This window comes from Nocardia spumae, from assembly GCF_020733635.1.
GTDB lineage: Bacteria > Actinomycetota > Actinomycetes > Mycobacteriales > Mycobacteriaceae > Nocardia > Nocardia spumae.
This window is the reverse complement of record NZ_JAJFZL010000001.1, coordinates 5,117,283-5,138,915: the sequence shown is the minus strand read 5'-3', so window position 1 is coordinate 5,138,915 and position 21,633 is coordinate 5,117,283. Positions and strand designations below refer to the sequence as shown.

Below are 21,633 nucleotides of genomic sequence, written 5' to 3'. Positions count from 1 at the left end.
CCACACCTTCAGGAGGATCAGTGACTGCTGTAGAGCCCCAGCCAGTCCCCAAGTTGGAAGCGACACGGCCGTATCCGGCACGGCTGGGCCCGAAGGGTTCGTTCATCTACAAGGCCGTCACAACGACCGACCCGAAGGTCCTCGGCGTGATGTACCTGGTGACCGCGATGTCGTTCTTCATGATCGGCGGCCTGATGGCGCTGCTGATGCGTGGTGAGCTCGCCCGCCCGGGTCTGCAGTTCCTGTCGCCGGAACAGTTCAACCAGCTGTTCACCATGCACGGCACGATCATGCTGCTGTTCTATGCGACCGCGATCGTGTTCGGCTTCGCCAACATCGTGCTGCCGCTGCAGATCGGCGCGCCCGACGTCGCCTTCCCGCGCCTGAACGCGTTCAGCTACTGGCTGTACCTGTTCGGCGCGACCATGGCGACCGCGGGCTTCATCACCCCCGGTGGCGCCGCCGACTTCGGCTGGACCGCCTACACCCCGCTGTCGGACATCGTGCACTCCCCGGGTGTCGGCGCCGACCTGTGGATCCTGGGTCTGGCCGTCTCCGGTCTGGGCACCATCCTGGGTGGTGTCAACATGCTGACCACCGTCGTCTGCCTGCGTTGCCCGGGTATGACCCTGTTCCGGATGCCGATCTTCACCTGGAACATCGCCGTCACCAGCGTCCTGGTCCTGCTGGCCTTCCCGCTGCTGACCGCCGCGCTGATGGCACTGGCCTACGACCGCCACCTGGGTGGTCACATCTACGACCCGGCCACCGGCGGTTCGCTGCTCTACCAGCACTTGTTCTGGTACTTCGGCCACCCCGAGGTGTACATCATCGCGCTGCCGTTCTTCGGCATCGTGTCCGAGATCTTCCCGGTCTTCAGCCGTAAGCCGATCTTCGGTTACACCACGCTGGTCTACGCCACCCTGGGTATCGCCGCGCTGTCGATCGCGGTCTGGGCGCACCACATGTACGCCACCGGCGCGGTGCTGCTGCCGTACTTCTCGTTCATGACCTTCCTGATCGCGGTCCCGACCGGTGTGAAGTTCTTCAACTGGATCGGCACCATGTGGAAGGGGCAGTTGACCTTCGAATCACCGATGTTGTTCTCGGTCGGCTTCCTGGTCACCTTCCTCTTCGGTGGTCTGTCCGGTGTCATCCTGGCCAGCCCGCCGCTGGACTTCCATGTGTCCGACACCTACTTCGTCGTGGCGCACTTCCACTACGTGCTCTTCGGCACCATCGTGTTCGCGACCTTCGCCGGTATCTACTTCTGGTTCCCGAAGATGACCGGCCGCATGATGGACGAGCGCCTGGGCAAATGGCACTTCTGGGCGACCATGGTCGGCTTCCACACCACCTTCCTGGTCCAGCACTGGCTGGGCGCCGAGGGTATGCCGCGTCGCTACGCCGACTACCTGCCGACCGACGGTTTCACCGCGCTGAACACCGTGTCCACGATCGGCGCCTTCATTCTCGGCGCCTCGACGCTGCCGTTCATCTGGAACGTCTTCAAGAGCTACCGCTACGGCGAGGTCGTGACCGTGGACGATCCGTGGGGTTACGGCAACTCGCTGGAGTGGGCCACCACCTGCCCGCCGCCGCGGCACAACTTCTACGAGCTGCCGCGGATCCGGTCCGAGCGTCCGGCGTTCGAACTGCACTACCCGCACATGGTGGAGCGCATGCGGGCCGAGGCCCACGTGGGCTGGGGCTCGAAGTCCCACCATGTGGCCGAGCTCGAGAAGGTGTCGAGCTAGTAGCTACAGCAGTCCAGGCGCGGCGGCCGTCCAGTGCGACGGCCGCCGCGTTCGGCGTTTCGGGGTGGTGTCCCGGCCGGAGGCGGCGCGCTCGCGGGGCGCGGGATTCGACCTGAGAGAATGTCCCCTGGCCGCCGGCTGACGCCGATCACCGGTGTGTGTGGAGCTGTGACGAGAGATGGAGTTGCGCGTGGGCACGTCCGAGTCCGACAGTGGCAATGCCACGGAGACGACGGTGCTGATCACGGTCACCGGACCCGATAAACCGGGCGTGACCTCCGTACTGCTGGCGGCGCTGTCGCGGCACGGGGTGAGTCTGCTGGATGTGGAGCAGGTCGTGATCCGCGGCCGGTTGACCCTCGGGGTGCTGGTGACCAGCCCGGGTGATCCGGAAGAACTGCAGGATCAGCTCGAGGACGCCATGGCGACGGTCGGTATGGAGGTCGACGTCGAGATCGGGGCCAATTCGGTATCGGGCGCACCGTTGTCGACCCATGCCGTGGTCGTTCTCGGCAGTCCGGTCACCGCGCGAGCGTTCAGCACCATCGCCCGCACCCTCGCCGCACAGGGGGTCAATATCGACTCCATCCGCGGGGTCGCCGACTATCCGGTCACCGGCCTCGAACTGATGGTCACCGCACCGGCGGTCGCGGCCGACGCGGCGTCGGCTGCGACGCAGGCCGCCGCCTCCGGCTCCGACCGGAGCATCGCGGAGACCCGCCTGCGCACGGCACTGGCCGAGGTCGCCGGTAAGGAGAACATCGATGTCGCCGTCGAGCGCGCCGGCCTGGCGCGGCGGGCCAAGCGGCTGATCGTGTTCGACGTCGACTCCACCCTCATCCAGGGAGAGGTGATCGAGATGCTGGCGGCGCACGCCGGTGTCGAGGACGAGGTCCGCAAGGTCACCGAGGCCGCCATGCGCGGTGAGATCGACTTCGCCGAATCGCTGCGGCAGCGGGTCGACACCCTGGCAGGACTGGACGAGACGGTGATCGATGAGGTCGCCGAGCGCATCGAACTGACTCCCGGCGCGCGCACCACCATTCGCACGCTGCGCCGGCTCGGCTTCCGCTGCGGTGTCGTATCGGGTGGTTTCCGCCAGGTCATCGAACCGCTGGCACATGAACTGGAACTGGATTTCGTCCACGCCAACACCCTCGAGGTGGTCGACGGCAAACTGACCGGCCGGGTGATCGGCGAAATCGTCGACCGTCCCGGAAAGGCCGTGGCGCTGCGGCGTTTCGCCGCCGAGGCCGGGGTGCCCATGGAACAGACCGTCGCGGTCGGTGACGGCGCCAACGACATCGACATGCTCAACGCCGCGGGGCTGGGTATCGCGTTCCAGGCCAAACCCGCATTGCGGGAGGTCGCCGATACCGCGTTGTCGCATCCGTTCCTGGACGCGGTGCTGTTCATCCTCGGTGTCACCCGTGACGAGGTCGAGGCGGCCGATGCCCGGGACGGCCTGTTGCGGCGCGTACCGCTGAGCTGACGATGACCCAGCGTGAGGTCGGCGCACCGGATATGACCGGTGATCCCGATAGTCCGATGAGCGTGGATCCGTCGAGCGAACCGTCCCAGGTCTCGGGCGCCGCGGACGGTCCGCCGCCCCTGCGGCTCGACGCCGGTTTCCGCGCGCGCCATGCGGAATTGGCGCTCGGTTACGGTGGCGGCGGCGATCCGGACGATCCGGCCCAGGTGCAGGCGATGCAGATGGTGCTGCACATTCCGAAGGCGGACCCGCCCTCGCGCAGTGCGGTGCTGGAGGCGGCGGCCGCGGCGGCCGTCGCCCTCTGCCTGGATCCGCGCGTCGGTCCGGGTGGGGAATGGGAGGACCGCTACCTGGCGTGGAAGCGCTCGCGGATCCGCAAGGTGGCGAGGCGGGCCCGCGGAGCGCAGTGGGTCGCCTCCGGTGCGGTGGACGGCGTCACGATCGAGCTCGACGGCGCTCAGGCGCGGGCCCTGGTGCCCGGCCCGGTCGGCGCGATCGATCCGCGTATCCGCAAACTCCAGATCGGCGGCACCGATCTCGAACACGACGAGCCCGGACCGCCGGATCCGCAATCACCGGTCCTGTGGGTGAATTCGGCATTGGGTATGACGGTCGGGAAGGCCGCGGCACAGGTCGGCCACGCGAGCATGTTGCTGGCCGGCGCGCTCACGGTCGAGGAGGCGTTCATCTGGGCCGGGCGCGGATTCCGGTGCGCGGTGCGCGACGCCGACCCCGCACAGTGGGCCCGGCTGTGCGCGCTCGTGTCCCGGGGGGACGGCGCATCGACCGTGGCCGCGGTGCGCGACGCCGGATTCACCGAAGTCGCACCGGGATCGATGACGGTGATCGCTGTCGCGCCGCACGGGTGATCGGCAGGTCCCGGTGCCACGGCTGTCGGCGTGTCGGTCTGCGGATTCAGCCGAAACGTGCGGAATCTCACTGTGGCAATGGCTGATTCGGATCGTGATCGCGCGGGCAGCCGACTATGACAGATAGCGTGCACACCGACCAAGTTGGCAACCGATCGCGCGCGTCGGCAAAGATGGAGCTCGTGCCGCAACCGGATCCCGATCTGCTCATCGACTTCGACAAGGTGACCGTCCGGCGTTCGGGCCACACACTGGTAGGTCCCATCACCTGGCAGGTGGAGCTCGACGAACGCTGGGTCGTCCTCGGTCCCAATGGCGCCGGTAAGACGTCGCTGCTGCGCATGGCCGCCGCGGAGCTGTATCCGACCTCGGGTTCGGCCACGTTGCTGGGCGAAGTGCTCGGCAAGACCGATATCAGTGAGCTGCGCCCGCGGATCGGCCTGTCGTCCGCGGCGGTGGCGAGCCGGATTCCGACCGACGAGAAGGTGTCGGATCTGGTGGTGTCGGCCGGATACGCCGTGATGGGCCGTTGGCGCGAACGCTACGACGAGGTCGACACCGATCGCGCCGTCGACATTCTGGAAAGTCTGGGCGCGGAACATCTTTCCGACCGCTCCTACGGCACACTGTCGGAAGGGGAGCGCAAGCGGGTGCTGATCGCGCGGGCGCTGATGACCGATCCCGAGCTGCTGCTGCTCGACGAACCGGCCGCGGGCCTGGATCTGGGCGGGCGTGAGGAACTGGTCGAGCAGTTGGGCGATCTGGCCGCCGACCCCGACGCTCCGGCGACCGTGCTGGTCACCCATCACGTGGAGGAGATTCCGCCCGGATTCACCCATGCGCTGCTGCTCAACGAGGGCGATGTGATCGCGCAGGGCCTGCTGTCGGATGTGCTGACCGCCGACAACCTCAGTGAGGCGTTCCGGCAGTCGATCGCGTTGGACCGGATCGACGGGCGGTATTTCGCGCGCCGCTCCCAGCGGTTCGGCCGGCATCGCGCCTGAGCCGGCGAGCGGCGGCGCGGCCTTCGCGGACGCCTCTTATCGGTGGTTACCAAGTGAGCGTTAGGGTGCGGATGTGAGTGAAATCGTTGCGGACGCCGATATCGAGCCCGTGCCGCCGAAGGACGCCTCCACCGTTCTGCTCGTGCGTGACGGCGCATCCGGGCCCGAGGTGTTCCTGCAACGGCGGGTCAAGGCGATGGCCTTCGCCGCCGGGATGACCGTCTTTCCGGGGGGAGGCGTCGACTCCTCCGACGCCGCCGCCGAAATCGCCTGGGCGGGGCCGGACCCGACCTGGTGGGGGCAGCGTTTCGGCGTCGATCGGGCCCGCGCGCAGGCGCTGGTCTGCGCGGCGGTGCGGGAGACCTTCGAGGAGTGCGGGGTCCTGCTGGCCGGGCCCACCGCCGATTCGGTGGTATCGGATACCGCCGCCTACCGCAGTGCCCGGGAGGGCCTGGAGCGGCGCGAGCTGTCGCTCGGCGAGTTCCTGGCGAAGGAGAAGCTGGTGCTGCGCGCGGATCTGCTGCGGCCGTGGGACAACTGGATCACGCCGGTGGTGGAACCGCGACGCTACGACACCTACTTCTTCGCCGCGGTGCTGCCGCAGGGCCAGCGGGCCGATGGCGCGACCTCCGAGGCGCACGAGGTCGCCTGGCGCACTCCGGCGCAAGCCCTGGACCGCTGGCGGGCCGGTGACGATGTGCTGCTGCCGCCGACCTGGACGCAGTTGACCACGCTCGCCGAATACGGTTCCACCGCCGAGATTCTCGCGGCCGAGCGCGCGATCTCGCCGATCATGCCGATCTTCGAACCGGTCGACGGGCAGCCGATGCTGCAGTTCCCGCACAACACCCGCTATTTCGCCGATATGCCGGATGCGTCCCGGCTGCAGGGCTCCCGGCGGGATTGAGTCCGGGTGCACAGTAGGCTCGCCGCCGTGGCCGAATTCGTGACCGTGGATCGTGTCGAGGCGGGTATCGCCGTATTGCGCTTCGCCCGTCCGCCGCTGAATCTGATCGATCTGCAATTGGCGTCCGAACTGGCGTCGGCCGCCGGGGCGCTGGCCGCCGACCCGGACGTCCGGGCGGTGATCGTCTACGGCGACGAGCGGATCTTCAGCGCCGGTGACGAGCTGGCCGAACTGTCCCGCTGGACCCGTGCGCAGGCCGATGCCATCGCCGGTGATCTGCAGCGCGCGCTGGGATGCCTCGCGCGGATCCCGCAGCCCACGGTCGCCGCGATCACCGGCTACGCGGTGGGCGCGGGCCTGGAACTGGCCCTCGGCGCGGACCGGCGCGTGATCGGCGACAACGTCAAGATGGGCTTGCCGCAGATCCGGGCGGGGCTGATCCCGGTGGCGGGAATTCGGCGACTGAGCCTGATCATCGGCCCCGGACCGGCCAAGGATCTGGTGTACACCGGCCGATTCGTCGAGGCCGAGGAGGCCGCCGCGCTCGGCCTGGCCGACGAGGTGGTCCCGCCCGACGATGTCTTCGCCGCGGCGCTGCGGTGGGCGCGGCAGTTCACCGCCGGACCGGCGCGGGCGCTGGCCGCCGCCAAACAGGTTTTCGAGGCCGGTCCGCACGGTCTCGACCGGGCCCGCACCGAGTGGTCGGACCTGTTCGGGACCGAAGATCGCAGCATAGGAACACGTTCCTATTTCGCGGCCGGCCCGGGCGCCGCGGAATTCGTGGGGCGCTGACCGGCGGCCGGTGATCACTCGATACCCTTTTCCACCATGACCGCACGTCCTGACGACCCCGCGCCGAACCCGCACGCCACCGAGGCGGAGGTCCAGGCCGCGCTCGCCGACAACAAGCTCGCGCAGGTCCTCTACCACGACTGGGAGGCCGAGACCTACGACGAGAAATGGTCCATCTCCTACGACGAGCGCTGCATCGAGTACGCGCGCGGCCGCTTCGACGCCGTTGCCCCGAACGCGCCCCTGCCGTACGAGCGGGCTCTGGAACTCGGCTGCGGCACCGGCTTCTTCCTGTTGAACCTGATGCAGGCCGGGGTGGCGAAATCCGGCTCGGTGACCGATCTGTCGCCCGGCATGGTGAAGGTCGCCACCCGCAACGGCCGGAACCTGGGCTTGGACGTGGACGGCCGCGTCGCCGACGCCGAGACCATTCCCTACGACGACGACACCTTCGACCTGGTCGTGGGTCACGCTGTGCTGCACCACATTCCGGATGTCGAATTGGCGCTGAAGGAATGTCTGCGCGTACTCAAGCCGGGCGGCCGTTTCGTCTTCGCGGGTGAGCCGACCACCATCGGCAACCTCTACGCCCGCAAGCTGGGGCAGATCACCTGGAAGGTGACCACCGAGGTGACCAAGCTGCCCTTCCTGTCGCAGTGGCGGCGACCGCAGGCGGAGCTGGACGAGTCCTCGCGGGCCGCGGCGCTCGAAGCCGTGGTCGATCTGCACACCTTCGATCCCTCCGACCTCGAGCACATCGCCCGCCGCGCGGGCGCGGTGCAGGTCCACGCCGAGACCGAGGAATTCGCGGCCGCGCTGTGGGGCTGGCCGGTACGCACCTTCGAGGCCGCCGTGCCGGACGAGAAGCTCACCTGGCGCTACCGGATGGCGCAGTACCGGGCCTGGCTGGGCCTGAGCAAGCTCGACGAGAAGGTGCTGCGCCACGTGGTGCCGCGCCAGTTCTTCTACAACGCCATGATCACCGGCGTGAAGCCGGGCGCCGCCGGAAAGTAGCAGGCGAGCGCCGGTAGTGGGCTACCACTTCACCCGCGCGGATGTCGATTATCTGCGCGGTAGTGCGGGACAGGCCGCGCTGACCGCGGTGCGGGAGCGCCCGCTGAGCGCGGCCAGCCTGCTGGGCGACCTCGAGGCCGTACGACGCGAGTACGGCGAGTACACGGCCGCGCTGGTGGAGACCGTCCGGCTGAGCCGGCGGGCGGCGGCCAAACTGGATGACGCGGCCGATTGGCTGCTCACCGACGATGCGCTGCAGCAGGCGACCCCGAGTGTCGTGGCCCGGCATCGGGCCCGGCGGCTGGCCGGTCGCGCGGTCCACGACATCACCTGTTCGGTCGGTGCGGAACTGGTTGCCCTGCAACAGGTGTGTCCCGCGGTGATCGGCAGCGACCTGGACCGAGTACGCCTGGCGATGGCGGCGCACAACGTGGCCGCCACACCGAATGTCGCACTGGTGCGGGCGGACGCGTTGTGGCCGTGCACGACCGAGACGGTGGTGATCGCCGATCCGGCCCGCCGCGCCGACGGCCGCCGCACCCACGATCCGGCCAAGCTGCAGCCACCGCTGCCGGATCTCCTGGAGGTCTACCGGGGCCGCGACCTGGTCGTGAAATGCGCTCCCGGGCTGGATTTCGACCGCTTCGCCGGTGGCGGACCGAGCACCGCGACGCCGCCGCGCTCCGCTCGGGCCGCCGGCGATTATGCCGGACTGTCGTGGGACGGTGAGGTCGAGGTGGTGTCCCTCGACGGTACGGTGCGCGAGGCTTGCCTGTGGTCACGTGGGCTCGCCGAATCCGGTGTCAGTCGGCGGGCGACGGTCCTGCACGGCGACGGCGCGGGCTGGACGCTCACCGATGCCGACACCGACGATATTCCCGAACGGGCGCCGGGCGCCTGGATCGTCGATCCGGACGGGGCGGTGGTGCGGGCCGGCCTGGTCCGCCACTACGCCGCGAAATACGGCCTGTGGCAGCTGGACCCGCGGATCGCCTATCTGACCGGTGACAGTGTGCCGCCGGGGGTGCGCGGCTTCCGGGTCCTCGACCGGTTCGAATACCGGGAGAAGGCGTTACGCGCCGAACTGCATCGGCGCGATTGCGGGCCGCTGGAAATCCTCACCCGCGGTGTCGATGTCGACCCCGACGCGTTGCGGCGCCGGATCAAACCCCGCGGCGGCGTCGCGCATACCGTGGTGCTCACGCGGATCGGTCGTACCGCAACGGCGTTCGTCTGCGAGACTCCGCCGGTGCGCTGAACTACCGATCCGGGGTGAACGCGAACAGTTCGCCGATGCGGGCCGCGACCACGACCTCGCCTTCGGGGCCGATCGCGGTGGCCACCGTCGAGCCCTGCGCGCCCGGCAGCGGTGCCGAGGCGACCGTCTTGCCGGTCGTGGTCTCGAAGGTCAGCAGATTGAGCGCATCGCCCATCGGCACCACCACGTAGCCGGTGTCGCCACCGGTCTGCACCGGACGCCCGCGCAGCGTGAGATCCTTGCGTTCCCAGGCGATGTCGACACCGTTGCCGTTGTCGCGCAGCGCCATCAGGTGGCCGTCGTCGCCGCTGGGGATCAGCAACTTGTCGTGCACCGAGATCCCACCGCGCGGGGTGAAGCCGAGCTGCTGGGTCCACTCGGTGTGGCCGTCGGCGGTATCGACGGCGAGCAGCCGGCCACTGTTGTCACCGACGTACAGCGTCTTGCCGTCGGCCGACAGCGCCGGACTGGTGGCACTGCCGTCGGCGAGGATGTCCACGCTCCAGTCCTGGGTGACCTTCTTGTCGGCGTAGTGCAGCGCCACCAGCGACGCCGCCGGTGCGCCCGGCCGCCACGCGGTCAGATAGAACCGGCCCGAATCCCGGTCGAGCGCCGAGACATTCGCCACCGGACATTGTGGCCCGCCGACCGCGCAGTCGCCGATGCCCTGTCCGTCGGGCGGGCGCGCCACATCGGGATGTGCGAGGAAGTCCGGATCGCCCAGCACCTGATAGGTCGAGACCTCACGGTCGCCGGTCTGGCGGTTCAGGATGTCGACCTGACCGGACTGCGATACCGACAGCACGGTGCTCTCGGCGGTGAACTGCACCGAGACCGGAACCCCGGCAACGGGTGTGCGCCAGCGCGGCTGCCCCAGTGCGTTGAACGAGAACACCGCGCCGTCGTCGCCGACGTAGACATTGCTCAGGCCGTCGACCGCCGATGCCGCGGCGATGGCGTCCGGTCCGAGCGCGTTGCAGAAGCGTTTGCGTCCGGTCGGCATTTGGAAGGAGAAGATCGTCCCGGTGGTACCCGGTTTGCCCACACAGTCGGTTTCGGTGCGGGTGGTGACGAACATCTGGCCGTCCGGGCCGATCGTGGTGGCGGCGGCCAGTGGTCCGCCGATGGGGCGCGACCAGCTCAGAGTCAGGTGGCGGGACCCTTCGATCGGGCTCGCGCCGCTGTTGCGGGCGTCGCGGAACGCCGACTGCCAGCCCTTGTCCGGGCCGACGGCGATATCGTCGATGGTGGTGCTGCCGCACCCGGTGAGCGCCAGCATGCCGAGCGCGCCGAGTGCCGCGAGGGTTCGCAGCGGTGCGGACTTCCGAATTGCCGAGTGTCGCAATGCTGTCGGGTGGTGTCCGGCGCGGTCGTGCTCGCTGCGCTCCGGTCGCCGGCTGCCGCTTCGCACCTGCTGGACTCCCATCTGTTCGTCACGGGCCTGCACGAGACTAGAACATCCATCGCCGCCGCAGCGTGCTGGGTGAGAATGACGGGCGCCGGAGCGGGCCGGGGCGGGTGCGCCCGGCGTCCGCGCCCGGAACTTCCGGGGCGGAATCCGAGGCCTGCGATCCGAAAGTACCCTGGTACCTCGATCGGGCATCCGCTGTGGTAACCGACGCCGGAGGAAAGGGAGCAGACCCGTGACGAGCATGTGGGGCGCACCGTTGCGTTCGCGTTGGCGGGGTTCGCGCCGCCGGGATCCGGAGCAGGCGCGTTTCCTGACCGTGGCGTCGCTGCGCTGGGTGCTCGCCAACCGGGCCTACACCCCGTGGTACCTGGTGCGGTACTACCGGCTGTTCAAGTTCCGGATGGCCAATCCTCATATCGTGTTGCGCGGCATGGTCTTTCTGGGCCGCCGGGTGGAGATCCACGCCACTCCCGAGCTCGGCCGCATGGAGATCGGCAAATGGGTGCACATCGGTGACGGCAATGCCCTGCGCTGTCACGAGGGTTCGCTGCGCATCGGCGACAAGGTCGTCTTCGGCAAGGACAACGTGGTCAACACCTATCTCGATATCGAGATCGGGGAGTCGACCCTGGTGGCCGACTGGTGCTACATCTGCGACTTCGACCACCGCATGGACGATGTGAACATGCCGATCAAGGATCAGGGCATCGTCAAGAGCCCGGTCCGGATCGGCCCCGACACCTGGATCGCGGCGAAGGTGACCGTCCTGCGCGAGACGACGGTGGGCCGCGGTTGTGTGCTCGGTGCGCACGCCGTGGTCAAGGGCGATATCCCGGACTACAGCATCGCGGTCGGCGCTCCGGCCCGGGTGGTCAAGAACCGCAAGAAGGCGTGGGACGAGGCCGCCGACGAGCGGGCCCGGCATGCGGCCGCCCTGGCCGATATCGAACGTAAGAAGGCCGGCGTCGGTGCCGGATCGGCGGACTGAGAGCGGTATCGCGTCGAACGACCGTTCGACGCGATACCGTCGGTGCCGCCGGGTAACGTTCCTGCCATGAACCGGTATGCGGCGTGGTTGCGGGGGATCATGCCCAGTAACCCCAATATGCGCAACGAGAAGCTGCGCGCGGTCTTCGAAGGTCTGGGTTTCGAGGCGGTCGGCTCGGTGCTGGCCAGTGGGAATATCGTCTTCGGCAGCACCGAAACGGATACGGCGGCAATGGAATCGCGCATCCAGGACGCCTTGCGGTCGGAACTGGGCATCGCCGGCGGCACCATCATCCGCAGCCGGGAAGAGTTGCGGGCGCTGGTCGACTCGGATCCGTTCCCCGGGCTCACCCATGCGCGCGGCACCTATCTCACCGCGACCTTCCTCAAGGACCGGAAGGGTGCGGCCCCGCCGGAATTGCCCGGCACCTTGGAACCGGCGGTGCGGATCGTCGGCTACGACCGGACCGCCGCGGCGGTGCTGGCGGTCATCGACAACACCGCCTCCAGCACGCCCAATCACATGTCCTGGCTCGAGTCGGTGTACGGCAAGGACATCACCACGCGCACCTGGCTCACGGTCCACAAGGTGCTCGCCAAGCTGTAGCCCTAGCAGCGGAAATAGTGCAGATCCATCGGTTGCGAGGTATTGACTCCGGCTGGATCCGGAGGAGACTTATAGGTACACCGGAGCACCGGAAAGGGTCGAGTAGCCGATCGAGACGTCGATCGGCCGACGAGATGTTTTCCAGGATCTGGCCAGGCCCCCGGCAAGTCAATCGGGTATCGGATCCATCAGCGACGACTGAGGTTCGAAACGTCGATGAAGACTACCGGGGACTGCTGTGTTCGGGGGGTTGTCGATCCGGAGTCCGTCAGTCGAGCGTCATCGCCGCGCGGACCAGTTCGGGATCGAGGGGGCTGCCGGGAAGTGGATGGGCGGCGTCGGCGCGCAGGCCGTCGAGCAAGGCCGCCAGATGGCGCTGCCAAGCATCGGGGGCGAGATCGCGTACCCCGTCCGTGGCGCGAACCACCGACCACACGAGCAGGCCGATATCGGTCTCGGTGACATCGGGGCGCAACTGCCCGGATTCCCGTGCTCGGGCGACCACCTGCCGGAACAGTTCGTGGCCGCGATGCTTCGCGATCTCGATCGGGCTGTCCGCGGGAAGCGAATAGACGCAGATGTCAGTGAAGCCGCGGTCCTGCGCCTGCCACCGCGCGATGGTCGTCAGATGAGCCACCAGGCCGGTCCACGGATCATCGGCGCGCAGCGCGTCCTCGGCGCTGCGCCCGGATTCCTCCACGCTGTCGAGTAACGCGTCGTTGATCAGTGCCTCCCGGGTGGGGAAGTGGTTGTAGAGGGTCCCGATGCTGACTCCGGCGTCGCGCGCGATCCGGTTCAGTGAGGTGTCCAGACCTTCGGCGGTGAATCTCGCTCGCGCGGCGGCCGCGATCTTGGCGCGATTGTCGCGGGCGTCGCGGCGGCGAGGTCGTGCGGATGCGACGTCGTCGTGCCCCGTCTCACCACTCTCGGCGACGCGTTCAGCCATGAATTCACTCTAACAACTTGAAAACCCTCTCGACTTCGCTCTAAATTGAGAGGGCACTCAAATTGAGTAGTATCTCAACTTATTTCTGGAGGTTCGGTCATGGCTCATCTCGCGGTGTTCGGTGCTGGTCCCGCGCTCGGATTGTCCACGGCATCGCGGTTCGGCCGCGCCGGCTATTCGGTCACTCTCGTCGGGCGCACTGCCGAGACGCTCGAACGGTTGCGGGCCCGGCTGGCGGGGGAGGGAACGGCAGTGGACGTCCTGCGCGCCGATCTGACCGATGAATCCGATGTCGACGATGTGCTCGCGGAACTGCGAGCCGCGCACGGTATTCCGGATGTGGTCGTCTACAGTCCCGGTGACGTCGGCCGGCTTCCGGTCGACGCGCTGTCGCTGGACGCCGACGCCCTGCGCAGTTGGCTGCCGATCAACCTGACCACTCCGGTGCACCTCATGCATGCCCTGCTGCCCGCGATGACGGCGCGCGGCTCCGGCGCCGTCCTCATCGCCCAGGGCGGATCGGTCCGGCAACCGCAGGCGGCGCTGGCCAGTTCGAGCGTCCCCCAATCGGCCATGCTCAACTACCTGCACTCGATCGATCAGCAGGTCCGGCCGCACGGTGTCCGCGTGGGCGCACTGCTCATCGGCCGCCTCATCGAGAACAGCGCGGCCCAAGAACTTTTCGACTCCGGCCACTTCGCCACGGTGGAACCGAACGAGGTGCAGCGTGTTCATCCGGACGAACTGGCCGAAGAGCTGTACCTCATGGCGACGACGGACGCGGAGGTGGAACGGGCGGCCTGAGGGCCGGGCGGTACACCTCGCCGGGTGCCCGGCGGACGCCGCCGCCCGTCGAAGCCCGCCGGTGTCGTGACCGGCGGGCCGGGTATTCGTCTGTCCGCGTTGCTAAGCGGCTTGCCGCTGCTCGGGAACCGGTGTCGCCGCGGGCTTGTCGCTCTCGTCGAAGCCCGGGCGTCCGGTGCCGATGAAGGCGACCAGCCAGGACAGGACGGCGACGAAGCGGTTGCGGAAGCCGACCAGGTAGAACAGGTGCACCGCCAGCCAGGTGGCCCAGGCGATGGTTCCGGTGAACTTGATGCGGTCGTTGAGCTTGGTGACCGCGCTGAACCGGCTGATCACCGCCATCGAACCCTTGTCCCAGTAGACGAACGGGGTGCCGGGCTGCTTCGCGCGGCGGATGATGTCGGCGACGTGGCGACCTTCCTGCATGGCCGTCGGCGACTGGCCCGGGTAGCCGTTGAGCGAGGTCATATCGCCGATGGCGTAGATGTCGGCGTGACCACCCACGGTGCAGTCGGGGTTGATGAGCAGCCGTCCGGCGCGGTCGGTCTCGCAACCGGTCGCCTCGGCCAGTAGCGCGGCGAAACCGCCGGCCGCGACACCCGCCGACCACACCACGGTCTCGGCGCCGATACCGCGCTCGACGCCGTCCTTGGTCTTCACCGTCACCTTGCCGGCCTCGATATCGGTGACGAAGGTGTCCAGCAGTACCTCGACACCGTTGCGGGTCAACGACTCGCGCGCGTATTCCGACAGGCTCCCGCCGAACGGCGGCAGGACCGCGCCCGCGCCTTCCACCAGGGTCACCGAGATCTCCTGGTGGTAATATCGTTTCGCGAGTTCCTTGAGCTGGCCCGCGACCTCGACCCCGGTGGGCCCGGCGCCGACGACGACGAAGCTCAGCAGCCGTTCACGGGTTTCGCGGTCGGCCGCGGCGGCCTCGGCGAAGACGCGCTCGATCTGCGCGCGCAGCAGTTTCGCGTCCTCGATGGTCTTGAGCGAGAACGTCTTCTCCGCGAAATCGTCACGGCCGAAATAGGACTGGGTGGCGCCGGTGGCCGCGATCAGCGAGCCGTAGCGAATCCGGCGCGGACCCTGCTCGGTCTCGTAGGTGAGTATCGCGGCGTCGGCATCGATGTCGACGACCTTCCCCAGTCGCACATCCCCGCCCTTGTGCCGGCGCAGGATCTGCGCGATCGGCGGAGCGATATCGGTCGACGGGAGCACACCTGTCGCTACCTGATAGAGCAGCGGTTGGAACAAGTGTTCCGGCGTCGCCGAGATGAGTACATAGTCGGTCCCCGATTTGCTGAGCTGCTTCGCGGCGGCGAGCCCGCCGAATCCCGAACCCACGATGACCACACTCGCGGTTTCGATTCCCGCATCCACGTGTTGCATGACAGCCTCCTTCTGTCATTACTAACCGCGATTCGTTGCGTAGATGTTCCAGGGGTCAGGGCGCATAATATTGATGACTCTTATCTGGATCGATCATGAATGGGAGATCTCGATGGAACTGCGTCAGCTCACCTACTTCGTCGCGGTATGCGATGAATTGAGCTTCAGCAGAGCGGCTACTCGCTGCTTCATATCGCAATCGGCTATCAGTCATCAAATCGCTCGGCTTGAACATGATCTTGGTGTGCAGCTCTTCGAGCGCTCGACGCGCTCGGTGGTTCCGACTGAGGCAACTATTCGGCTACTTCCTCTTGCGAAACAAATGCTGAGCCTGGAATCCGCTATTCGCGCTGCTGTGCGGGACTCCGGGCCCCGTATTCGCTTGGCAGCGAACATGTCCTTCGCAACAAGATCGCTCTCGGCGATAGCCGGAGCACGCGAAGCGCATCCGGGTGCCGAAATCGAGTTCGTCATCAAGCCTTTCCGGCAGCGCATCGCCGCCGTCGCCGATGGCGATTGTGATCTTGCTCTCATCCGTGGCAGTGTCGAGCAGCCCGGTCTGACGGTCGAGCAACTATGGGTGGAGGACCTGGTGATCGCCGCCTCCACCGCCCACCCACTGGCCGGCCGGACGGATGTGACACTCACCGAATTGGGGAAATATCCACTGCTACTGCCCCCGGAGACGGAACAGGTGCTGTTGCACAACGTGGTCCGGCACGCCTTCGCCGAACTGCCGACCCGCCCGAGCTACGGCCCGTCCATCCCGCCCGACCACACCGCGACGATGGAATTGATCAACCGGCCCGATGCCTGGACCATCCTGTACGCCGACAGCGCGACCGAGGGGATCGCGACGTTGAGGCTCGCGGGCCGGCCGCTGCGCATCCCGGTCTCGGCCGTGCTGCGCGGCGACATCCGTCGCTCACCCATCCTGGTGACCCTGCTCGCCGCATTGCACAGCTCCTGACCCGCGCGGCGGGGACGCGAACGCGGATACCCCCAGTGATGAGGATCGGCCTGTCGGCCCACTTCGATAGTCTGCTGCGAACACACGAGGGGAAGCGTGAGGTGGCGGGGTGCGAACGGTAACGCGATCGGCTGGACACGGGTGGTTACGCCGGATCGGCGTCGTCGCCGCGGTCGTGCTGATGGCGGCGGCCGGCGCGGCCCACGCGGTGGCCACCCCCGTGATGCGCACGCGCGCGGGCGGTTTCGACGAGATAGTCGTGCCGTCGGGCATGGGCCCGATCACGGTGCAGGTGCAATGGGCGGCCCGGGGTGGTGGTGCGGCGCTCTACGTCCTCGACGGTCTGCGCGCACCGGACGATCACAGTCAGTGGACCACCGACACCGACGCACTGCGCCGATTCGCCGGTGACAACGTCACCTTGGTGTTCCCCGTCGGTGGCCGATCGAGCTTCTACACCGATTGGTACCGGCCGAGCGGCACCAATCGTCAAGTGACGACCTATAAGTGGGAGACCTTCCTCACCCGGGAACTTCCGAACTTCCTGGCCCGCTACGGCGTCTCACGGACCGACAACGCCGTCGTCGGCGCGTCCATGGGCGGTAACGCGGCACTGGTGCTCGCCGCACATCATCGGAATCAGTTCCGATTCGCCGGATCGTTCTCCGGCTTCGTCCATCCCACCTATCCGCTGTGGGATCAGGCGATGCGCGCGGCGATGTGGGATGAGGGCAACTTCGACGTCGACGCCATGTGGGGTCCGGCGGGTGATCCGGCCTGGCGCCGCAACGACGCCACCGACCAGGTCGAGCTGCTGCGGGGGCTGCCGGTGTACGTCTGGTCGGGCAACGGATTGCCCGGCCCGCTCGATCTGCCCAACGGGATCGGCAATACGGCCAATGCCATGGGCTTGGAAGCGATGGCGAGCGCCGCTGCCGGCATGTTCGGTGAACGGGCGGCGGCAGCCGGTATCGGTGCCCGGGTCGAGATCGGCAACGGAACGCACACCTGGCCGTACTGGCAGCGTGCTCTCGCCACCGCACGGCCGATGATCCTCGACGCACTCGGTGCGCGCTGACCACGGTCCCCCGGAATGCGACATCGCCGTACCGGAGCGGTACGGCGATGTCAGCGATATTCGATTGTGTGGTGCGAGTTCAGGATCGGGATTCGATCCGTTGGAACAGGAACTCGACCAGGGTGATCAGCGACCGCAGGCAGGTCCCGCGGTCACGGGCGTCCAGTGCGGTCAACGGTGTGCCGGGTTCGAGATCCAGCGCATCGCGGATCTCGGACAGCGGGAAACGTTGCGCGCCGTCGAACTCGTTGATCGCGACCGAATACGGCACGCCGCGTTCTTCGAGTATCGACAGCACCTCGTCGGCCTTGTCGATGCGTCGGGTGTCCACGAGGACGAGGGCACCCAGTGCTCCGTTGGCCAGTTCCTCCCACAGCGGCAGGAAGCGCCGCTGCCCGGGCGTGCCGAACAGATACAGCGCCAACTGCGGATTGAGCGTGATACGCCCGAAATCCATGGCCACCGTGGTGGTTTCCTTACCGGGGAGACCGGCCATATCGTCGACGCCGACACTGGCCTCGGTGATGGTCTCCTCGGTGCGCAGTGGCCGGATCTCCGACACACTGCTGACGAACGTGGTCTTACCGACGCCGAAATTACCTGCTACCAACAGCTTTACCGACCGCGTGACCGTTTCCGGCACATAGTCGACCGTACGGTCGTTCACGGCGGTGGGACGTTCGGACAGGGCAGTCGGGCGCTCAGACGGCGAGAGCGCGGAGCCCATTGAGTACCTCCTCGAGCAGGGCGACCTCCGGCACTTGGTCCACCGGGGTCGGGTTGACCAGATGGCCGCTGTCGAGAAGGTCGGATACCACGATCTTCACTACCGACGGCGGCAGGTCGAGATATGCGGCCACCTCGGCGAGCGACAGTGCAGCATGCCGACTGCACACGCTCAGGACCCGGCGCGCGTCCGGAGTGGCACCAGGCATGGGATCCTGAGCTGCCACAACGAGTGTCACCAGGTTGACCGAGCGGGAAGCACGGGTGCGCCCGCCCGTGCGCACATAGGCACGGACCAGGTCGGGATCGCGCCGGTGCTTGCTCATGCCCGGTCGCTACCGGGCCTGTGGCGGGGCAGACTACCCAGTTCCCGGCCGACTCTGACGGCGAGCTCGTTCATCCGGTGGGCGACCATGCTGACGTCGACATCGGCCGTGGTGGAGACGCCGATCAGGGCGCCCTCACCGGCGGCGGTGATGAAGATCATGCCTTCGTCGTATTCGGTCATGTTCTGGCGCACCGTATTCGCGCCGCCACAGAACTCGGTGAGCGCCTTACCCAGTGATCTGAGTCCCGAGGCGGCGGCGGCGAAGCGTTCGGCGTCGTCGAGGGAGATGGCGCCGACGTGGGCGATACGCAGCCCGTCCTCGGACAGCAGTACGGCGAACCGCACGCCCGGAACGGTGAGGTCCTCGAGCAGCCACGACAGCTTGTTGTCGCTGTCGGTCACGGTGGTGCCGGGTGTGGCCATCAGGATGTCATCCCTTCGGAGTTGTCATGTGCGGCTGCACGTCCGCTGGTGGAACCGGTCTGCCAGGCCTCGGCGATATCGACGCGGGGCAGGGCGGTATCGGTTCGGGGTCCGGAAAGTCCGGTATCGGTGCGGGGCCCGCGTGCCGACGCGGGTGCGGCCACGCTGCGACGGCGCCGGCGCGGCAGACCGCCGGGCGTGATCTCGTGCACCGTGGACGATTGGCCGGTCGGATTCGGGTCGGCGGTGGAGGACGACACCGGCTCGGGCACCGCGGCGACCGGAGCCGGCGCCGGGGAGATGCTCACCGCGGCCGGAATATCGATACTGCTCGGGACCGCGACAGGTGCCGGTGCCGGCACCGCGACCGGAGCCGGTGCTGCTGCCGGAGTCTCGACCGGGGTGGAAATCGGTGGCGCGGTGACGGATTCGGCCGCGTTGTCCGGCCGGGCCGCCAGCAGGCCCTCGGGTACGTAGACCATCGCGCGCATACCGCCGTAGATATTGGGTCCATCGATGTACACGGTGAAGCCGTAGCGACGAGCGAGTGCTGCGATACCCGGGAAGCCGACGCGCGGGGTCGGGCCGAGCTGGTGGATATCGACGGTGCGCTCACCGGCGAGGACCTGGCGGGCCTCCTCCATCTGCTCGGGGTTCATGCGAACACCGGCGTCGTCGATGATGACGGTCAGGCCGTGGTGGCCTTCCTGGAAGGTGACGTCCACGAACGACGTCGGCGGCGAATAGCGCAGCGCGTTGTCGAGCAAGGTCGCCAGCGTGTGCACCAGCGGTTCCACGGCGCGGCTGATCACGACCCGATCCAGCTGCTGCGGCCGGACCCGGGTGAAGTCGCGGACGCGGCCGACCGCACCGCCGACGATGTCGGTCAGTGCCTGCTGCGGCCAGCGGCGACCGGGCAGACCACCACAGACGATCACGTACGACTGTGCCTGGCGGATCATCTGCTGCACACTGTGGTCGATCCGGATCAGCGTCTCGTAGACGTCGTCACCCCGGTGCTCGCGCAGCGCGGCGCTCACCACCTGGCTGACGTCGGCGCCGAGGCTGACCACGGAGGTGCCGAAGGCGCGCACGGCCGCGCTGGTCGCCTCGCGAGAGGCGTTCTCGACCTTCTCGCGGGTGCTGGTCTCGGTGGCGGAAATCGCCTGCTGCTTCTCGTAATCGAGTTCGTGGCTGGTGCGCTCGTGGGTTTCCGCGGCGACCCGGTGCAGGTCATCGGCGTAGCGCTCGGTCAGCCGCTGGAGCAGCTGAGCGAAGCGGGATCCGCCGCGGTCGATCGCGGGCAGTTCGACCGTGGATTCGGCGCGGCGCACCGAGTCGGCCACCAAACCCATTGTGGTGCTCGTGAAATGCTCGAGCTCATCCTCGTGGGCTCGCAACTCGGCTTCCGCGCTGCGAGCGCGGGTACGCTGTTGCGACGCGTAATAGGCGGCGTACAGGGCTCCCGCGATTGTCAGTATCAGAATGGCGGCGAGGATCCACGAAAGCGTCACGGCGGTAGCTTGATTCATCAGTTCCCTCGGTGCCGGATGTCCGGCCGTTGTGTCCTTCCCTACTCGACGACCGCGAGCTGCACGGCCTTATGACACTTGGGTCGGACGGCGGGAACGCGGCAGGCAGGATGATACTGCAACCTAACCTGAATGGGACCTCGAAGCGCTTACCGGACAGGCGAATTCACCATCGACCCGCCGGTGGAGGATCCCGATCGGCCCCAGCACCCGACGACAGCCAAGATAGCAGCAATTCCGGGTGGCAGCGACCGATTCGTTATCTACGGTTCGGTAGGAAAATGTTCATCGTGGGCGTTTCGGAATCGTATCGTCCGGGAATGTTTCGCGGAGGTGACCGGAACTGACGGAACAGCCGCGAGCGCGGTGGCCACCGCGAGATGTAACCGCAGGTCATCGGCTGCGTGATCGGCCACGGCCCAGGAGATTTCCTCCATTGTCCGCAAATATGCCCACGCATGAGAACGGGTGGCGTCGACCGCGGTCGCGGCCGCGGTGGAGGAGACCATTCGTTCCGCTCGCGCGGCCGTCGGAAACCGCTGCACTCGAATCATGATCAGAAACCCGATATCGAATGCCGCCTCACCCAGATACGGTTTCGGATCGATCAGCAGCCACGGCTCGCGTTCGGCGGCAACGATATTGCCCAGGTGGGTATCTCGATTGACGATCACGGCCGGGCCCTGCGGGGTCGAGAGCTCGGCGCAGTACCCCACCGCGAGGTCCAGCAGGGCGTGCGGCACGATCCGGGCCAATTCGGGTGCCGGCGAACCGAACCGGTCCGACCAGTCGGTGAGCAGGGCCGCGACGGTGGGAAAGGCCGGAAAGCCCGAGGGCAGCGGGCCGGGTTCGCGGCGCAGCCGCCGGTACAGCGCGCAGGCCGTCTTCACCTTGGGCGCATGGTCGGGCAGGCCCTCCAGGCTCGGGAAACCCGGCTGTTCCAGCAGCGGTGTACCCGGCCGCGCCCACTCCAGCAGCAGTGCGCCACTGCCGGGGTCGTAGTCGTGCAGCCGGACCGCCCCGTCACCGTCGTAGCAGAACAGGCCCGCGGCCTCGGCGACGTTCTCCTCGTCCACGATCGGAACCTTCAGCACGGCCACCGAGCCGTCCTCGCGGCGGACCGGGGCGGCATAGGAGTGGGTGCCGCCACCGAACGCGGCGCCGACGGTTTCGAGCCGCCAGTGTGCGCACAGCGCCTCGACGCGTTCGGGAAGGTCGGCCAGCCAGGCGCGCCCGCGGGCGCCGAAGACCGCGGAAACGGTGTCGACGACTTCGGGCGGCAGTGCGATCGGTGGCATCGGCATGCGCCCAGCCTGCGGTAGTCCCGGGCGCG

The 21,633-nt window shown here is 67.7% G+C and carries 21 protein-coding genes; 13 read left to right on the top strand and 8 right to left on the bottom strand.

The genetic code is table 11. The annotated features are described in order from the left end of the window. Nucleotides 1-20: 20 nt before the first annotated feature. The 8 genes from ctaD to LKD76_RS23025 all read left to right on the top strand — a co-directional run bounded on the left by ctaD (nucleotide 21) and on the right by LKD76_RS23025 (nucleotide 9,093). Nucleotides 21-1,757: an aa3-type cytochrome oxidase subunit I gene (gene ctaD / locus LKD76_RS23060; protein ID WP_227983489.1), complete on the top strand. Its 1,737-nt coding sequence runs from the start codon at nucleotides 21-23 to the stop codon at nucleotides 1,755-1,757. A 190-nt stretch (nucleotides 1,758-1,947) separates the two neighbouring features. After that, nucleotides 1,948-3,249, top strand: coding sequence for a phosphoserine phosphatase SerB (serB, locus tag LKD76_RS23055; RefSeq protein ID WP_227983488.1), 1,302 nt, complete (start codon nucleotides 1,948-1,950; stop codon nucleotides 3,247-3,249). 2 nt (nucleotides 3,250-3,251) lie between these two features. Continuing rightward, the gene (locus tag LKD76_RS23050; protein ID WP_227983487.1) at nucleotides 3,252-4,118 is read left to right on the top strand and encodes an aminoacyl-tRNA hydrolase; all 867 of its coding nucleotides are present in this window, start codon (nucleotides 3,252-3,254) and stop codon (nucleotides 4,116-4,118) included. 173 nt (nucleotides 4,119-4,291) lie between these two features. Next, nucleotides 4,292-5,122 (top strand): ABC transporter ATP-binding protein, encoded by an 831-nt coding sequence (locus LKD76_RS23045; protein ID WP_227983486.1) that lies wholly within the window; start codon nucleotides 4,292-4,294, stop codon nucleotides 5,120-5,122. Nucleotides 5,123-5,195: 73 nt separating this feature from the next. Beyond that, nucleotides 5,196-6,029 (top strand): NUDIX hydrolase, encoded by an 834-nt coding sequence (locus LKD76_RS23040; protein ID WP_227983485.1) that lies wholly within the window; start codon nucleotides 5,196-5,198, stop codon nucleotides 6,027-6,029. Nucleotides 6,030-6,056: 27 nt separating this feature from the next. Beyond that, nucleotides 6,057-6,821, top strand: a complete 765-nt coding sequence (locus tag LKD76_RS23035) for an enoyl-CoA hydratase-related protein (protein ID WP_227983484.1) — start codon at nucleotides 6,057-6,059, stop codon at nucleotides 6,819-6,821. A gap of 36 nt (nucleotides 6,822-6,857) precedes the next feature. Next, complete coding sequence (locus LKD76_RS23030) at nucleotides 6,858-7,835, top strand: class I SAM-dependent methyltransferase (protein ID WP_227983483.1); 978 nt, start codon at nucleotides 6,858-6,860, stop codon at nucleotides 7,833-7,835. Between the two features lie 16 nt (nucleotides 7,836-7,851). Beyond that, nucleotides 7,852-9,093 carry a THUMP-like domain-containing protein gene (locus LKD76_RS23025; protein WP_227983482.1) on the top strand — a complete coding sequence of 414 codons (1,242 nt, stop codon included), beginning with the start codon at nucleotides 7,852-7,854 and terminating at the stop codon, nucleotides 9,091-9,093. 1 nt (nucleotide 9,094) lies between these two features. Here the strand turns inward: LKD76_RS23025 and LKD76_RS23020 are convergent, their stop codons facing one another. Continuing rightward, entirely contained in the window at nucleotides 9,095-10,504 is a 1,410-nt protein-coding gene (locus LKD76_RS23020) for an outer membrane protein assembly factor BamB family protein (protein ID WP_227983481.1), read from the bottom strand. A 232-nt stretch (nucleotides 10,505-10,736) separates the two neighbouring features. On the opposite strand from LKD76_RS23020, the gene LKD76_RS23015 reads away from it, so the two are divergent. Further along, entirely contained in the window at nucleotides 10,737-11,492 is a 756-nt protein-coding gene (locus LKD76_RS23015) for an acyltransferase (protein ID WP_227983480.1), read from the top strand. 66 nt (nucleotides 11,493-11,558) lie between these two features. Beyond that, complete coding sequence (locus LKD76_RS23010; RefSeq protein ID WP_227983479.1) at nucleotides 11,559-12,098, top strand: DUF1697 domain-containing protein; 540 nt, start codon at nucleotides 11,559-11,561, stop codon at nucleotides 12,096-12,098. A gap of 268 nt (nucleotides 12,099-12,366) precedes the next feature. Here the strand turns inward: LKD76_RS23010 and LKD76_RS23005 are convergent, their stop codons facing one another. Continuing rightward, complete coding sequence (locus tag LKD76_RS23005; RefSeq protein WP_227983478.1) at nucleotides 12,367-13,044, bottom strand: TetR/AcrR family transcriptional regulator; 678 nt, start codon at nucleotides 13,042-13,044, stop codon at nucleotides 12,367-12,369. A 99-nt stretch (nucleotides 13,045-13,143) separates the two neighbouring features. Between LKD76_RS23005 and LKD76_RS23000 the strand changes: the two genes are divergently transcribed. Further along, on the top strand, nucleotides 13,144-13,848 hold the full coding sequence (locus tag LKD76_RS23000; RefSeq protein ID WP_227983477.1) for an SDR family NAD(P)-dependent oxidoreductase: 705 nt from the start codon (nucleotides 13,144-13,146) through the stop codon (nucleotides 13,846-13,848). A 102-nt stretch (nucleotides 13,849-13,950) separates the two neighbouring features. On the opposite strand, the gene LKD76_RS22995 is transcribed toward LKD76_RS23000, so the two are convergent. After that, a complete protein-coding gene (locus LKD76_RS22995) occupies nucleotides 13,951-15,243 on the bottom strand; it encodes an NAD(P)/FAD-dependent oxidoreductase (RefSeq protein ID WP_227983476.1) in 1,293 nt (430 codons plus the stop codon). A gap of 112 nt (nucleotides 15,244-15,355) precedes the next feature. Between LKD76_RS22995 and LKD76_RS22990 the strand changes: the two genes are divergently transcribed. Beyond that, nucleotides 15,356-16,213, top strand: a complete 858-nt coding sequence (locus LKD76_RS22990) for a LysR family transcriptional regulator (protein ID WP_227983475.1) — start codon at nucleotides 15,356-15,358, stop codon at nucleotides 16,211-16,213. Nucleotides 16,214-16,394: 181 nt separating this feature from the next. Next, nucleotides 16,395-17,291, top strand: a complete 897-nt coding sequence (locus tag LKD76_RS22985; protein ID WP_255661962.1) for an alpha/beta hydrolase — start codon at nucleotides 16,395-16,397, stop codon at nucleotides 17,289-17,291. A gap of 79 nt (nucleotides 17,292-17,370) precedes the next feature. On the opposite strand, the gene LKD76_RS22980 is transcribed toward LKD76_RS22985, so the two are convergent. The 5 genes from LKD76_RS22980 to LKD76_RS22960 form a co-directional block, all read right to left on the bottom strand. Beyond that, the gene (locus LKD76_RS22980; RefSeq protein ID WP_227983473.1) at nucleotides 17,371-18,018 is read right to left on the bottom strand and encodes a GTP-binding protein; all 648 of its coding nucleotides are present in this window, start codon (nucleotides 18,016-18,018) and stop codon (nucleotides 17,371-17,373) included. Further along, complete coding sequence (locus LKD76_RS22975) at nucleotides 17,993-18,343, bottom strand: DUF742 domain-containing protein (protein WP_227983472.1); 351 nt, start codon at nucleotides 18,341-18,343, stop codon at nucleotides 17,993-17,995. Before LKD76_RS22975 ends, LKD76_RS22980 begins: the two co-directional genes overlap by 26 nt. After that, the gene (locus tag LKD76_RS22970; protein WP_227983471.1) at nucleotides 18,340-18,768 is read right to left on the bottom strand and encodes a roadblock/LC7 domain-containing protein; all 429 of its coding nucleotides are present in this window, start codon (nucleotides 18,766-18,768) and stop codon (nucleotides 18,340-18,342) included. The genes LKD76_RS22975 and LKD76_RS22970 overlap by 4 nt, the downstream gene beginning before the upstream one ends. After that, the gene (locus LKD76_RS22965) at nucleotides 18,768-20,282 is read right to left on the bottom strand and encodes an ATP-binding protein (RefSeq protein WP_308188571.1); all 1,515 of its coding nucleotides are present in this window, start codon (nucleotides 20,280-20,282) and stop codon (nucleotides 18,768-18,770) included. The genes LKD76_RS22970 and LKD76_RS22965 overlap by 1 nt, the downstream gene beginning before the upstream one ends. 281 nt (nucleotides 20,283-20,563) lie before the next feature. Beyond that, nucleotides 20,564-21,604: an aminoglycoside phosphotransferase family protein gene (locus LKD76_RS22960; RefSeq protein ID WP_227983469.1), complete on the bottom strand. Its 1,041-nt coding sequence runs from the start codon at nucleotides 21,602-21,604 to the stop codon at nucleotides 20,564-20,566. Nucleotides 21,605-21,633: the final 29 nt, after the last annotated feature.